General features: G+C 48.8%; 11 protein-coding genes and 1 pseudogene. 11 read left to right on the forward strand and 1 reads right to left on the reverse strand.

Annotated elements, in window-relative coordinates:
- The first annotated feature begins 20 nt into the window (after nucleotides 1–20).
- The 9 genes and pseudogenes from LCF41_RS22000 (at nucleotide 21) to phoU (ending at nucleotide 10,620) form a co-directional block, all read left to right on the forward strand.
- Complete coding sequence (locus tag LCF41_RS22000; RefSeq protein WP_225086341.1) at nucleotides 21–884, forward strand: DUF4194 domain-containing protein; 864 nt, start codon at nucleotides 21–23, stop codon at nucleotides 882–884.
- The gene (locus LCF41_RS22005; RefSeq protein WP_225086342.1) at nucleotides 881–4,342 is read left to right on the forward strand and encodes an ATP-binding protein; all 3,462 of its coding nucleotides are present in this window, start codon (nucleotides 881–883) and stop codon (nucleotides 4,340–4,342) included. Before LCF41_RS22000 ends, LCF41_RS22005 begins: the two co-directional genes overlap by 4 nt.
- Nucleotides 4,335–5,600: a Wadjet anti-phage system protein JetD domain-containing protein gene (locus tag LCF41_RS22010; protein ID WP_225086343.1), complete on the forward strand. Its 1,266-nt coding sequence runs from the start codon at nucleotides 4,335–4,337 to the stop codon at nucleotides 5,598–5,600. The genes LCF41_RS22005 and LCF41_RS22010 overlap by 8 nt, the downstream gene beginning before the upstream one ends.
- A 36-nt stretch (nucleotides 5,601–5,636) precedes the next feature.
- Nucleotides 5,637–5,789 (forward strand): annotated as a pseudogene (locus tag LCF41_RS22015) (IS256 family transposase); the annotation flags it as partial.
- Between the two features lie 171 nt (nucleotides 5,790–5,960).
- Nucleotides 5,961–7,001 carry a phosphate ABC transporter substrate-binding protein PstS gene (pstS, locus tag LCF41_RS22020; RefSeq protein ID WP_225086344.1) on the forward strand — a complete coding sequence of 347 codons (1,041 nt, stop codon included), beginning with the start codon at nucleotides 5,961–5,963 and terminating at the stop codon, nucleotides 6,999–7,001.
- Between the two features lie 168 nt (nucleotides 7,002–7,169).
- Nucleotides 7,170–8,129, forward strand: coding sequence for a phosphate ABC transporter permease PstC (gene pstC, locus LCF41_RS22025; protein ID WP_015842338.1), 960 nt, complete (start codon nucleotides 7,170–7,172; stop codon nucleotides 8,127–8,129).
- On the forward strand, nucleotides 8,129–9,016 hold the full coding sequence (gene pstA, locus LCF41_RS22030) for a phosphate ABC transporter permease PstA (RefSeq protein WP_015842339.1): 888 nt from the start codon (nucleotides 8,129–8,131) through the stop codon (nucleotides 9,014–9,016). The genes pstC and pstA overlap by 1 nt, the downstream gene beginning before the upstream one ends.
- 86 nt (nucleotides 9,017–9,102) lie before the next feature.
- Nucleotides 9,103–9,876, forward strand: a complete 774-nt coding sequence (pstB, locus tag LCF41_RS22035; RefSeq protein ID WP_010681437.1) for a phosphate ABC transporter ATP-binding protein PstB — start codon at nucleotides 9,103–9,105, stop codon at nucleotides 9,874–9,876.
- Between the two features lie 12 nt (nucleotides 9,877–9,888).
- Nucleotides 9,889–10,620: a phosphate signaling complex protein PhoU gene (gene phoU / locus LCF41_RS22040; protein ID WP_225086345.1), complete on the forward strand. Its 732-nt coding sequence runs from the start codon at nucleotides 9,889–9,891 to the stop codon at nucleotides 10,618–10,620.
- A gap of 54 nt (nucleotides 10,621–10,674) precedes the next feature.
- Here phoU and LCF41_RS22045 read toward each other — a convergent pair whose 3' ends face one another.
- Nucleotides 10,675–11,247, reverse strand: coding sequence for a helix-turn-helix domain-containing protein (locus LCF41_RS22045; RefSeq protein ID WP_225086346.1), 573 nt, complete (start codon nucleotides 11,245–11,247; stop codon nucleotides 10,675–10,677).
- Nucleotides 11,248–11,338: 91 nt separating this feature from the next.
- Between LCF41_RS22045 and LCF41_RS22050 the strand changes: the two genes are divergently transcribed.
- Nucleotides 11,339–12,517 (forward strand): benzoate/H(+) symporter BenE family transporter, encoded by a 1,179-nt coding sequence (locus LCF41_RS22050; protein ID WP_225086347.1) that lies wholly within the window; start codon nucleotides 11,339–11,341, stop codon nucleotides 12,515–12,517.
- A 148-nt stretch (nucleotides 12,518–12,665) separates the two neighbouring features.
- Complete coding sequence (locus tag LCF41_RS22055; RefSeq protein WP_225086348.1) at nucleotides 12,666–13,055, forward strand: VOC family protein; 390 nt, start codon at nucleotides 12,666–12,668, stop codon at nucleotides 13,053–13,055.
- Nucleotides 13,056–13,239 lie beyond the last annotated feature (184 nt).

Below are 13,239 nucleotides of genomic sequence, written 5' to 3' on the forward strand. Positions count from 1 at the left end.
CGGGTAGCAAAGGAAAGCCAATGACGAACAACACGCCACCCAATAGCTTCTTCTCGATGGTAACAGGCAAATCCGATCAAGAGCTACATAACGAAGGCAATGAAGGAAACAGCGAGGTATCGGATGATCCCCATAATTTAAATGATCCAATTCCCAAAGTTCCGAATCGAGACTTTGAAGACCAGTCTTTGGAAAGCGACGGGGCGGGGTTAATAACGGAGAGCGCCAAATTCAGTGATTCTGAAATGCCTCATGATACCCGGCGAGTTTTGGTTCATCTGATGCGGCAGGGCTCCATTATGGCATCACAAAAACCGAAACTATTTGAACAGCTTTGCCGTTATGAATTGGCGATACGGAAGCATCTATCTGAAGTTTACCTCCAACTGGTACTTGATCAGAAATCTGGTGTGGCATTCGTGGCCAGTACTCTCTCAGAGTATGTTGGCAATATCGAAGATGATGGGTTGGAAGATGAGGCGTCAGATTCTGACGAATCAGCCACCTTGATCCCAAAGCGTACCCTTTCCCTGTTTGATACATTGATACTACTTGTTTTAAGAAAGCATTATCAGGATCGAGAGTCGGCAGGAGAACAAAAAATTACGATTGATATCGAACGTTTAGAATCCTATCTGACGCCTTTCCTTCCGATAACTGACCACGCGTCAAAAGATCGAAAAAAGCTACTGATTAGAGTAAAAGAGATGGTTAAGCGGAAAGTTTTGTCGACGATCAGAGGCGAAGAAGATCGATACGAAATCACCCCCATCATTCGTTACGTAGTGAATGCCAGTTTTTTAGAGACAATGTTGACTGAATACACTGCGCTAGCCCTAGAGCAACTCAACGAAACAGGTCGTGCGGGAAGAGATCAGAAATGACTGCTGATTTATTCGAAAACTTAGCTAAGTCTTCTACCAATGATATCGGTGACTCAATACCAAGTAATGATTTGTTTTCTCAGGGGCAAATAAGGTTGTCTGAACTATCAGTGTTCAACTGGGGGTCTTTTCATGGGTTACATACTGCTGCTATTGACCCGGAAGGAACATTGGTAACGGGAGACAATGGTGCCGGAAAGTCGACTTTTATTGATGGGTTGATGGCTCTTCTTCTGCCGGCAGGCAAAGCAATATTCAATGTCGCCGCAGCACAAGGTGATCGCTCCGACCGTTCTCTCTTATCTTATATGCGGGGAAGTTTTGGTTCGGCTCATGATGGAGCTTCAACCCGTGTAAAAAGCAAACGGGAAAAGGGCGTTGTTACCGGCCTGAGAGCACTTTATCGAGCTGACGATGATTCATGTATCACTTTAGCGGTGCTTTTCTGGACTACAAGCGCGACAAATACACTGGGTGATGTAAAGCGTGTTTATCTTGTCGCCAAGCGTAATCTCCAACTTAAAGAGCTTCTCGATGCCTTTGGTGAAGGTAATACGAGGCAACTCAAACAGTGGTTACGGGACGATCCTGCCATAACAGATTGCGACAGTAATTTCTCAGATTATCAGGAGCTATACCGAAAGCATCTCTATATGGACAACAAGAACGCCCCTGCATTGTTGTCGCGAGCGCTTGGTTTAAAAAAGATTGATGATCTAACCAAGCTAATACGTGAGTTAGTGCTCGAACCAAGTGGTGTAAAAGAGGATGCGAAAAATGTTGTGGAGGAATTTGCCGACCTCGTAGCAATACATGAACAGCTGATTGATGCGAAAGAGCAGTACAGCCATTTAAGCAGATTGCCTGAGCTGGCCGATTCCATCGCAAAGGCCACCAAGTCCCTTGATTCACTCCTGCTGGAAAAAAGTAACCTAGCGACGTACTTTGGTGAGGCGCTTTCCATTCTTTGGGCGGAGAAGCTAGAAGATATAGATAAAGCGCTGGATTCAATATCAAGAGAAATTAACCGTGTAGAAATCGACGAAAGTGATGCCCAGTCATCCGTTGAGAAGAGGCATGAAGAATATCTGAATCTTGGTGGCGATAAAATTGAATCACTGAAAAACGAGATTAAATATATTAGAGGCAAGCTTGATGATGTAATTCAGGTTTCATCTAAATATCAGGTTGATTGCCGAAGACTTAGTTTGAATTCGGAGATTAATGAAGGCGTTTTTTTCACTAACAAGAGCACGGCAATCGAGAATTTTGCCAAAATTGAAGAAGACACTAAGCAGGCACAAGATCACTTTGGTGATGTTGCCGCTCAGTTAAGTGAGCAACAGAAAAATTTAAATGCGATTAAAGGCGAGATTCTGGAGATAGAGGCTCGTCCAGATTCAAATATCGATGTTCGTTACCAGAAGCTCCGAGATGAAATGATTGAATCACTTGACTTGCCAAGCGAGGAACTTGTTTTCATCGGTGAGTTGCTGGATGTCAAAGATGACGAAAAGCCATGGCAAGGGGCCATTGAGCGGGCACTGGGTGGACTAAAAACGACTATGCTTGTGCCCCAAAAGAATTACTCGATGGTCACGCGCTGGCTCAATGTTAGACATACTGGTTTGCATGTACGGGCTCAAATTGTCTCTCAAGTTCGAACAGATCAAAAATCCACAGGTTTCACTGAATTCAGTGAGCGGGGTTATCTTCGCAAATTGATATGGAAAGACCATGCGTATCGAGATTGGTTGAAAAGTCATTTGCACAATTTTGATTTACAGTGTGTGTCTGGCACGGATGAACTTGATGCCACTCCATTTTCAATGACTAGGGAAGGCCTTGTGCATATGGAGCGAGGCCGTTTTGAGAAAAAAGACCAGCGGAAGATAGATGATCGAAGAAGTTGGAGTCTTGGATTCTCGAACAAATCGCGCCTGGCGCTGCTAAATACAGATAAAGGGTCTGCGGAACTTCGTTTGTCTGAGTTGGATAAGACTTTAAGTGAGGCAAGAGAAGCACTCAATAAAAACGCTGAGAGAGCTAATCTCTGGGAACGTCTGAGCTCGTACACCTGGGAACAGGTCAATGCACCATACTGGCAAAGACGTTTGGAAAGTGTGCAAGCTGATCTGGATGAACTGGAAAAATCGGGTGGCAACCTTGAAGTGGCCAGAAGTCGGTGGGATACGGCTAAAGAACACCTGAAAAAGATTCAGGAAAGCAAGGGGCAGCTTTTAACGAAGAAAGGGTCACTAGGGAACGATAAATCTCATGCTCAAGAACAGTTGGACAAATATCAGCAGCTAGCCGCCGCCGGAATGACAGATGGCGTCAGGCAATTGCTTCAATCAAGGGTGGGCGAGATTCGGTTAGATGATGCCCATCGACAAGCGAACTTTGAAAAAGCCATTGATGGTGAATTAGACAAGATACGTTCCTCTAAGAGCACAGCGGAGAATGTCGCAAACGGGATAATGGGGTCGTTCCGAGGAAAGGATAAATGGCAACCTATCACTGTTGACTGGCCTACAGGGCTGGAAGGATTGCAATATTATCTGGAACACTATACCTATATTGAGACGGAAGGGCTACCAGAGCTAATTGATCAGTTTAAAGAGCGATTGAACAAGCATGCCACTCAATCATTGGCTCGCATCAAGACAAAGCTTGAATCTGAAAGAGAAGATATTTTAGAAAGAATAGATACGATCAACCAGGTTTTGAAGCGCACTGAATTTAAACAAGGAAGCCATTTAAGGCTGGGTTCCAAGCGTGAAAAATATCCACATGTGCTGGAATTTGAGCGAAAAGTCAGAAGTGCACTGAGTCAAGCAACGAGTGATGACCATGAAGCTCGATTCAGGCTCTTGTCTGACGTGGTTGATATTCTTGATAAGGCGAGTGCACCGGGCACATCCACCAATGAAGAAAGCAAGAGGCTTCTGGACCCGCGTTATCAGATGTCATTTTTTGCTGAAGAGATTGACTCGCATACGCTTGAAGTTCGAGATGTGCTTGAATCAAGCAGTGGAAAGTCTGGTGGTGAGAAAGAGTCATTTGCTGGCACTATCGTTGCGGCAAGCCTTGCTTATGTATTAACACCGGATGGGTACGACAGGCCAATTTACTGCACTGTGTTTCTGGATGAGGCGTTTTCTAATACCGCAGAGGCTGTCAGTCGTCGAGTTATTAGAGTATTCAAGGAATTGCATATACACGTTAATTTGATTACGCCTTATAAAAACCTCAACCTGGCAAGGGAGTCTGCACGATCGCTACTTATTGCTGAGCGTGACTCAGCACTCCATGAAAGTCATTTGTGCGAAGTCACATGGGAAGAAATAGATCAGCGCATGGCTCATCAGAAGGAATCAGCCCAGTTAAAGGAAATAGCTGGTGAAATCGAGCTGAAAGAGTTGCGAAACACGGAAGTTGAGCCTAGTGATGTCTGAAACAAATAGTCGACCACCATGGGGGCTTCTCCAGCAAGATGCCGTTGAAGTACTGAAGGCTAAGTATTGGAATAATAGAAAGACTTTAAAGAGTTTGCTTATTGGTAAGACCGAATTTCCGATACAGATATCTCTGAAGCCGCCAAAAGGAAATGCAGCCCTGAATAATATCATTCATTTTCAGGAGTTTGTGGATTCCTGGAAGTCGTTTTGCGAACAGGCTGCATATGAGTCCATACAAGTTAACGTCCGTTGGGATACCGTAACATTTAGATCGCTTTCTGAGCAGAAAGTGCCAACCTATTTGACAATACCTGATATCAGCTCGCTTGCTCAAATGCTTGGTGATGAGGCAGGGAAACAGCTTAGAAACTGGCAGTCCAGAATTGCAAATATCTTTGATTCACTCTCCATAGAACTTGCTAAATGCACTGTCCACTCAATAAGGCCAACCTATGAGCGTGAATTGTTCTCCGTACTCATTTCGAATCTGGAAACCTTATCCGGTTTTAGTGATTCAGACATGCAATTGCTAGTTAAACTCATTCCTCAGTTTCACAAAGGCATGGGGAGTGGATGTTATTTAAGGGCTCTTCCTGTCATATTTGTCGATACCAAATTCATAGAGAAAAATCTGGGGTTTATTGAGTCAGTTACCGCAGCCATCATCGATTGCTCTGCAAAGGAAATGGGGCTTTTGAGTTGGCTGGATTGCAGAGATAAGCCAAAAGATTGGTTGTTAGTAAGGCCGTTGTGTAAAAACACTGCGGATTCCCTCGGAGGTCTGCCAGTGTTACGAATGTCGTCTGAAACATTATTAGGCTTCGAGTTGCCTGCTAAAAATATTCTTGTGATTGAGAATGAGCAGTCGTGCCTGTCTCTCGATAATATCCCTGACACGATCGCTGTGTCGGGAGGAGGCAAGAACGTTTCATGGATGAGGGCTGATTGGCTTGGCAATAAGCGAGTTGCCTATTGGGGTGATATTGATTCTGAAGGGCTTGCCATACTCAGTGATGTTCGCAGTAAGTTGAGTACGGTTATCCCGCTGATGATGGATTTGGAGACCGTTGAGGCCTACCGAGATAGGATGGTTGACGAGCCAGAATCGTTAGCTAGAGAGCCCGTTGCATTGACTGACCGGGAACTGATGCTCTTTAGAATGCTGCGCAATGGTGATTACGGCTGTACGCGTTTAGAACAAGAGCGTTTGCCGATGGATTTTGTCCACGAGAAAGTGCGGCAGTGGGCTGGCTAAGTGGGACTGTCATTAATTGCGTGTTTAAGGCATAACATGCCTTGCAAGACGAAGACCGCACCGCCGGTATTGCCGGTGATTCCAGCCGAGCTGCTTGAGCCGTTCGGCAATGGCTTGATGACGACTGAAGCCATCAATGCAGCGACGCTGGCCCTGAAGAACGCCTTGATTGAACGGGCGCTGGCTGGTTGCCCCTGGATTTTCCTGTCCACGGCCTACTTGTCATAAAACTGTCATATTTCGTACATTTTACTGTCACTAAATTGTCCTATTTTTCCTCCTGCGAACTACACTCTGATTTGACAACTCTGATTGATAACGGCTCTACGTCGACACGTCGAGTATCCCACAGGAGGGATTATGAAACTGATGCGTACCACTCTTGCCAGTGTTGTTGCGGCAACCTTTTCTCTGACGGCATTCTCTGCTTTTGCTGCTGCTAACCTCACCGGTGCCGGTGCGACATTCCCTGCGCCTGTTTATGCCAAATGGGCTGACTCTTATCAAAAAGAAACCGGTAATAAAGTTAACTATCAAGGCATCGGTTCTTCTGGCGGTGTAAAACAGATTATCGCTAAAACGGTAGACTTCGGTGCTTCTGATGCGCCGCTGGCTGACGACAAATTAGCACAGGATGGTTTATTCCAGTTCCCTACCGTTATCGGTGGCGTGGTACTGGCAGTGAACGTTCCTGGTATCAAATCTGGCGAATTGACGCTGGATGGCAAAACACTGGGTGATATCTACCTGGGCAACATCAAAAAATGGAACGACCCGGCAATCACCAAACTGAACCCGAATGCCAAGCTGCCGGATCAGGATATCGCTGTTGTTCGTCGTGCTGACGGTTCTGGTACCTCTTTCGTGTTCACCAGCTACCTGGCGAAAGTGAATGCTGAGTGGAAAGAGAAAGTCGGTTCTGGCTCTACCGTTAACTGGCCAACCGGTCTGGGCGGTAAAGGTAACGATGGTATCGCCGCGTTCGTACAGCGTCTGCCTGGTTCTATCGGTTACGTAGAATATGCGTATGCCAAGCAGAACAACCTGGCTTACACCAAACTGATTTCTGCCGATGGTAAGCCAGTTAGCCCGACTGAACAGAGCTTCAGCAACGCGGCTAAAGAGATCGACTGGAGCAAATCTTTTGCTCAGGATCTGACCAACCAGAAAGGCGCGGATGCGTGGCCAATCACGTCAACTACTTTCATTCTGGTTCACACCAAGCAGGATAAACCTGAGCAGGGCGCTGAAGTGTTGAAATTCTTCGACTGGGCGTTCAAGAAAGGTGGCGAGCAGGCAACTGCTCTGGATTACGCCACACTGCCAAAAGAAGTGGTTGAGCAAATCCGTGCTGCCTGGAAAACCCAGGTAAAAGACAGCAACGGTAAAGCGCTGTACTAATTATTGCATCAACAACGTATTGCATCGGCCGTTGTGTTGATAACCAGAGCGTGATGAGGTTATCGGGTTCTGGGAAATACGTAGTGGAATAACAAGTCGTATCGGGGCGGAGAGGCAATCATAACCTCTCTGCCTTTCATATGTAGTTAAAAATGAGAAGAGAGACGTATGGCTGAGTACAAGCCAACTATCAAAGCCCCGGGAAAATATGGCGATATCCTCTTCAGCACGCTGGTAAAACTGGCGGCGCTGGTCACGCTACTGCTCTTGGGAGGCATCATTGTTTCCCTGATTGTGGCGTCTTGGCCCAGCATCGAGAAGTTCGGTTTTGCCTTCTTGTGGACGAAAGAGTGGGATGCGCCCGCAGAACAGTTTGGTGCACTGGTGCCGATTTACGGTACCGTCGTGACCTCACTGATTGCACTCATTATTGCCATCCCGATTAGCTTCGGGATTGCGTTATTTCTGACCGAACTGGCACCCGCATGGTTGAAACGCCCGCTTGGCGTGGCGATTGAATTGCTGGCGGCCATACCGAGTATTGTTTACGGCATGTGGGGGCTGTTCATTTTCGCTCCGCTGTTTGCCGAATACTTCCAACAGCCGGTAGGCAACGTCCTGTCCGGCATTCCTATTGTGGGCGCACTGTTCTCCGGCCCGGCGTTCGGAATCGGTATTCTGGCAGCTGGCGTCATTCTTGCCATCATGATTATCCCGTACATTGCAGCGGTGATGCGTGATGTGTTTGAGCAAACGCCAGTCATGATGAAAGAGTCTGCTTACGGCATCGGCTGTACGACGTGGGAAGTGATCTGGCGCATTGTGTTGCCTTACACCAAAAACGGCGTAATCGGTGGAGTGATGTTGGGATTAGGGCGCGCCCTGGGGGAAACCATGGCGGTCACCTTTATCATCGGTAACACCTACCAGCTCGACAGCGCATCGCTCTATATGCCTGGTAACAGTATTACTTCTGCGTTGGCGAATGAATTTGCTGAAGCCGAATCGGGTCTGCACACGGCGGCGCTGATGGAGCTGGGCCTGATTCTGTTTGTGATTACCTTTATTGTTTTGGCGTGTTCAAAGCTGATGGTGATGCGTCTGGCAAAAAATGAGGGGGCGCGCTAATGGCTACATTAGGCATAGAACAAGAAGCCGAACTGGCACGCTCGCGGCGTAAAATGCAGGCCTGGCGTCGCCAGAAAAACCGCATTGCGCTGTTCTTATCCATGTCCACGATGGCATTTGGCCTGTTCTGGTTGATCTGGATCCTGTTCTCGACAGTCACCCGCGGCGTAGACGGTATGTCTCTGGCATTGTTTACCGAGATGACGCCGCCGCCGAATACGGCAGGTGGCGGACTGGCAAACGCCATCGTCGGGAGCGGATTACTGATCCTGTGGGCGACGCTACTGGGGACGCCGCTGGGCATCATGGCGGGTATCTATCTGGCGGAATACGGTCGTAAATCCTGGATCGCCGAAGTGATTCGTTTCATCAACGATATCCTGCTGTCAGCACCGTCAATTGTCGTCGGTCTGTTTGTCTACACGCTGGTGGTGGCAAAGATGCAGCACTTCTCCGGCTGGGCGGGTGTGATTGCGCTGGCGCTGTTGCAGGTGCCGATTGTGATCCGTACCACCGAGAACATGCTAAAACTGGTGCCGGATAGCCTGCGTGAAGCGGCTTATGCACTGGGTACGCCGAAATGGAAAATGATTTCTGCGATTACCCTGAAGGCATCGGTATCGGGCATCATCACCGGGGTGCTGCTGGCTATCGCGCGTATTGCTGGGGAAACCGCACCGCTGCTGTTTACGTCGCTGTCGAATCAGTTCTGGAGCACGGATCTGATGCATCCGATTGCTAACCTGCCAGTGACCATATTCAAATTTGCCATGAGTCCGTTTGTGGAGTGGCAACAGTTGGCCTGGGCAGGGGTTCTGCTGATTACGCTGTGCGTTCTACTGCTGAATATTCTGGCGCGTGTTATTTTCTCTGCTAAGAAGCATTAATTAGCGAAGAAATCGTAATTCGTTGAGAAACAGTAAATAAATTCAAGGCGTTGCCAGGCAGCGCCAGGAAAAAGAGAGAAGTCTTGATGAGTATGGCTACTGAGACATCCAACAAAATCCAGGTACGCGATCTGAATTTCTATTACGGAAAATTCCATGCGTTAAAAAACATCACGCTGGATATTGCCGCGAATCAGGTTACCGCGTTTATCGGCCCGTCCGGCTGTGGTAAATCCACGCTGTTGCGTACGCTGAACAAAATGTACCAGCTCTATCCTGAGCAGCGTGCTGAAGGTGATATTCTGCTGGATGGCAATAACATCCTGACGGATAAGCAAGATATCGCCCTGCTGCGCGCCAAGGTTGGCATGGTTTTCCAGAAGCCGACGCCGTTCCCGATGTCCATTTACGATAACATCGCGTTTGGCGTGCGCCTGTTTGAAAAGCTGTCTCGCGCCGATATGGATGAGCGTGTGCAGTGGGCGCTGACCAAAGCGGCGCTATGGCAAGAGACGAAAGATAAACTGCACCAGAGCGGCTATAGCCTGTCTGGTGGTCAACAGCAGCGTTTATGTATTGCACGCGGTATTGCGATCCGCCCGGATGTCTTGCTGCTGGATGAACCTTGTTCTGCGCTCGACCCCATTTCTACAGGCCGCATTGAAGAGCTGATCTCCGAGCTGAAAAAAGACTACACCGTGGTCATTGTGACTCACAACATGCAGCAGGCGGCGCGTTGTTCCGATCATACGGCGTTTATGTATTTGGGTGAGCTGATCGAGTTCAGCGATACTGATACCCTGTTTACTGCCCCACGGCAGAAACAGACTGAAGATTACATCACCGGCCGCTACGGTTGATTAGGAAGCATCATGGATAATCTGAATCTGAACAAACACATTTCCGGTCAGTTTAACGCCGAACTGGAGCATATCCGCACGCAGGTCCTGACAATGGGCGGGCTGGTGGAGCAGCAACTGACGGATGCTATCACCGCCATGCATAATCAGGACGCGGAGCTGGCTCAGCAGGTCATCGAAGGCGATGCCAAAGTTAACATGATGGAAGTGGCGATTGATGAAGCCTGCGTGCGCATTATCGCGAAACGTCAGCCTACCGCGAGCGACTTGCGTCTGGTGATGGCGATCATCAAAACCATCTCTGAACTGGAACGTATCGGTGACGTGGCGGATAAAATCTGTCGCACCGCGCTGGAGAAATTCTCCCATCAGCATCAGCCGCTGCTGGTTAGCCTGGAATCATTAGGGCGCCATACCGTGCAAATGCTGCATGACGTGCTGGATGCTTTTGCCCGTATGGATCTGGACGAAGCGATTCGTATTTATCGTGAAGATAAGAAAGTCGATAAAGAGTACGAAGGCATTGTGCGTCAACTGATGACTCACATGATGGAAGATTCCCGCACCATCCCAAGCGTGCTGACCGCGCTGTTCTGCGCCCGTTCTATCGAGCGTATCGGTGACCGTTGCCAGAACATCTGCGAATTTATCTTCTACTTCGTCAAAGGCCAGGACTTCCGTCACCTTGGTGGCGATGCGCTGGAAAAGTTGCTGGCGCAGAAAGATAAAAAAGCGGAAGAGTAAGTTCGTTCTTACGCTTATCATGCTAACGCCCTGCTTGCAGGGCGTTATTTTTTATCACGATTTAGTTTTAGCAGGATAGTGAATCAGATCGTGGAAGCGTGCTGTGGTAGCGGTAGGGTTGTAGTAGCGGTGTTCTCTGTCGGCGGCAAAGCGTAGGGCATCCCCAGCGGACAGTGAATGCGTCTGCCCATCAATGGTCATTTCCAATTGACCATCCAGCACAATAATATGTTCGATCACCCCGTTTTCATGCGCCGATGAGGTGCTGCTGGCACCCGCTGCCAACTCAATGACCAACAGATCAAAACGCAGTTTTTCGTCGAAGGGGAAAAGCGGCACAACGTGCATTCCCACCTCGCTTTCCCTGAATGCTGAACCTGTCCCTGATCGATACGTCACGTCTTCCGCTGCGAGCGTCGGTTCAATGAAAGTAGAGAACGCCACATTCATACCGGTTGCAATTTTCCACAAGGTGGCCACCGTCGGGCTGGATTCGCCCCGTTCTATTTGGCCCAACATCGCTTTGCTCACGCCCGTTTCTTCTGATGTGCGCGTGAGGCTCCAGTTTTTATCTTTTCTTAATATTTTCAAGGTTTTGCCAATGCGGCGGGTTAGCTCATCAGACATCAATATTGGCTCCTGCTTGTACGTTATAACGCACGCTGCTATGTTAACGCTTTCTGTGCGTTATAACGCACGACAAGAGTGAAGGTATACCATGCCTGCGTCATTTGCGCTAAAAGATGTCAGCTTTTCGACCCTTATCGCCGGTTTTGTTGCGGTGCTGGTGGGCTACACCAGTTCGGCTGCCATCATTTTTCAGGCGGCGGAAGCGGCGGGTGCCAGCGCGGTACAAATCGGTGGCTGGTTAAGCATGCTGGGGATTGCCCAAGGGCTGGCATCGATTAGCCTGTCGCTATACTACCGTGCGCCGATACTGGCCGCCTGGTCAACGCCGGGGGCAGCGCTGCTGGTTACCACCTTGCCGGGTACATCGCTCAATGAAGCGATCGGCGTGTTTCTGTTTGCCTCCGCGCTTATCTTTATCTGTGGGATCACCGGTCTTTTTGCCCGACTGATGAACGTCATTCCGCAAGCCATTTCTGCCGCAATGCTAGCGGGGATTCTGCTGCGCTTTGGTGCGGATGCCTTTCTTTCTCTGCAACAGGACTTCTGGCTGACTTTTGCGATGTGCGTGACCTATTTGCTCAGCCGTCGGCTGCTGCCGCGCTTTGCCATCGTGTTGACGCTGCTTGTTGGACTGCTGCTGGCCTTATTCCGAGGGCAAATTACGTTCTCTGATTCACCGCTGGTCTTCGCCGTACCTGAGTTTATTACGCCGCACTTTTCGTGGGCATCGCTGTTGGGCGTCGGTATTCCATTTTTCATTGTCACGATGGCATCGCAGAACGCACCGGGCATTGCCACGCTGAAAGCCGCGGGCTATCAGGTTCCTGTATCCCCGCTGATTACCGTTACAGCATTAATTGCGTTGATATTGACGCCGTTCGGTGGTTTTTCCGTTTGTATCGCCGCGATTACCGCCGCGATCTGTATGGGGCCGGATGTGCATCCCGATCCGAAGAAACGCTATCTTGCTGCCGTTGCTGCCGGTGGATTTTATCTGCTGGCGGGCGTTTTCGGTGGGTCTATCGGACAGCTTTTCACGGCGCTGCCGCAGCCGCTGATTCACGCTATCGCCGGTTTGGCGCTGCTGAGTACCATTTCGGGCAGTCTGTATCGCGCTTTGCTGGATGAAAAACAGCGTGATGCCGCGGTGGTCACTTTCTTGATCACCGCCTCTGGACTGACGCTATGGGGGATCGGTGCGGCGTTTTGGGGACTGATCGGGGGGATGATGACCTGGTTTATTCTGTCAGTAAGGGAAAATAGTTAGAGCTAAATGCGTAAAGAAAAACACGCGAGAGGGAAATTTATCTTGAATGGGTCGTGTGATAAACAAAGCGGTGCTTCTGACTGAGGTAGTGTGGGCAATATAGCCCTATGTTAAATATGGGTGATGGATATATTAGAACGGAGGCCTTATGAACTTTCACCATCTGCGTATCGCTCGGCCAGTGAGTAACCTGAAGCTCAGCTGTGACATGTATTGTCGTGGGCTTAAGCTAAAAGAAGTAGGTTCCTTTTCAGATCATGAGGGATTTAGTGGATATATGCTGGGTCATACTGACTTAGGCTGGCACCTTGAATTTACGCAATGCCACCACCATGCTGTATCACCTTCTCCATCAGATGAGGATTTACTGGTTCTGTACATCGCGGATAAGGTGTTATGGGACGAGGCATGTTCAAGAATGGACGAGGCCGGATTTGCTAGAGTCAGCTCGTTCAATCCTTACTGGGATAAAGATGGTGTGACTTTTCATGATCATGATGGGTACAGGGTTGTTATCCAGAACCGGCAGTGGGAATAACCTTGACAGCGCTTTATAGGCCTATGGTAAATAGAATGTATAGGCTAGCTCACTCTGACTAGCATGAAAGCAACAAAGGCTCACCATATGGTGAGCCTTTGTTGTATCGCTACTTCTGTTGTCCTCGGGGGGAAGCATTACTGCTAACAAGTCCCGTGGCTAGTGATGTCAGTATAAGGATCGT

The sequence above is a fragment of the Pectobacterium colocasium genome, from assembly GCF_020181655.1.
Taxonomy (GTDB): Bacteria; Pseudomonadota; Gammaproteobacteria; order Enterobacterales; family Enterobacteriaceae; genus Pectobacterium; species Pectobacterium colocasium.